We start from the raw sequence: 1497 nt of genomic DNA, 5'->3' as shown, positions 1-1497 counted from the left end.
AGCCACTTGTACCCGATCCGGCGGCTCACGCCGAACCGCCGGCAGGTCGCCGCAAACGATTCCTCGCGCTTCTCAACCGCCACCACAAACCGCATCCGCTCTTCCACGGTACAGGTCTCCTTCCACCGCATCGGCAAGGTCCTCCTTGCCGACCAGTTGACCTGTTACCCATGTCGCCGGTCTATTCTGTTACCCATGTAGCCGGTCAGGACTTTCGCGCCACCTTCTCCCACAAGGGGAGAAGGGTTGAGCCTCAACGCCCCTTACGGCGGGGCGGTTCGAGGATCACCTGCTTCAGATCCAGTCCGCTGACGATGATGACCACGAAGCTCAGCTTGCCGCGTTCGCGTGTCAGGCCTCCGCTGATTGCCTTGCCCGAGGCGGCGCGTTCCGCTACCCGCACTGCATCCGATAACTGCTGGTCAACACCCGACAGCGAGGCGATATTGGTGCGGTCCTCCGCATTGAGTTCCTTCAGGGACGACACCAGCCGATCCGTCGAGATCTCGCCGGTGGCAGCATCGATGGCATGTTCCCAGAGCTGGCCGTCATGAAACGTCCTGACCCGGTACACCGGCGCACCCGATCCCCCATCGAAGCTGACATCGGAGGTCCTCGCGCCGGTATGCGCCCGCTCGGCGATCTCGATGGCCCGGCTGAGCGAGACCTGGGCGGTCCGGAACAGCTCTATTTGGTGGGCGACCGCCTTGTCGTCAGGCTCGGTGGCCTGCTCCTGGCCGGAAGAAGCCTCAGGAGCAGAAGGGGCGGCGACAGCGAACGAGGGCGCGGATGCGAGCAGCGTCAGCAGACCGATCACGAGCAGACGCCGTGTCGTTCTGGACATCGCCCTCGTGGAGAGCGTACGCGGACTCACCATCGATCCTCCTCCGTGACTCAAAGCATCTGATCTGCAGACGTGCATCTCTCATCATTTGGTACTTCGATCCGGCATTTTTGAGTTCCGAACCGACATCACACCGCGGCATTTTTCGCTCAACCGCCGCTTATTTGCGTGAAGGCACGAAACAATCTGGTCGGTGTCCGGGATGGAACCGGAGCAAAATCGGAAGACATCGGGTGTGCAGGCCTCGCGCTCTTCCGGCGTTCCCCGATCTTCTGCACCGGCTCGCGCTGTGCATGACAGCGCCGTAATCGCAAGACCGACGACCACGAGTTGGATGCATCTTTGCAACAGGGCGGGGGCCAATGAGAGGATCCTTCCTGGTCGGGACGACGACCGCGCGTTGCGTTCGTGCGCCGAAAGGACACGGCCGACCCGTGTCCGGGCCGGCCGTCCGAACAGCGCAAGCCGGGCTTGGGGGCCAGGAAGACACGGGTTGCGCCGATCGAAGTCTGCGACGGCGTGAGCACTAGGTCGCGTGGACAGTTATCTTAGCCAGAGCAGAGTTGCGGCGATAGCGACGACAGCGAAGTAATTTCGTGCGGTTTTTTCGTAGCGCGTAGCAACGCGCCTGAAACGCTTCAGTTTCGAGAAGC

General features: G+C 62.1%; 1 protein-coding gene and 1 pseudogene. Both read right to left on the bottom strand.

Annotated elements, in window-relative coordinates; genetic code table 11:
• Window positions 1-253: 253 nt before the first annotated feature.
• Window positions 254-817: a PepSY domain-containing protein gene (locus tag ACZYOF_RS43695; protein WP_463719581.1), complete on the bottom strand. Its 564-nt coding sequence runs from the start codon at window positions 815-817 to the stop codon at window positions 254-256.
• A 570-nt stretch (window positions 818-1387) separates the two neighbouring features.
• A pseudogene (locus tag ACZYOF_RS43690) lies at window positions 1388-1497 on the bottom strand (IS5/IS1182 family transposase); the annotation flags it as partial.

Source organism: Bradyrhizobium sp. LeoA1Lang (assembly GCF_055413685.1).
The sequence above is the reverse complement of the archived record's forward strand: the minus strand, read 5'-3'. Positions and strand labels throughout refer to the sequence as shown.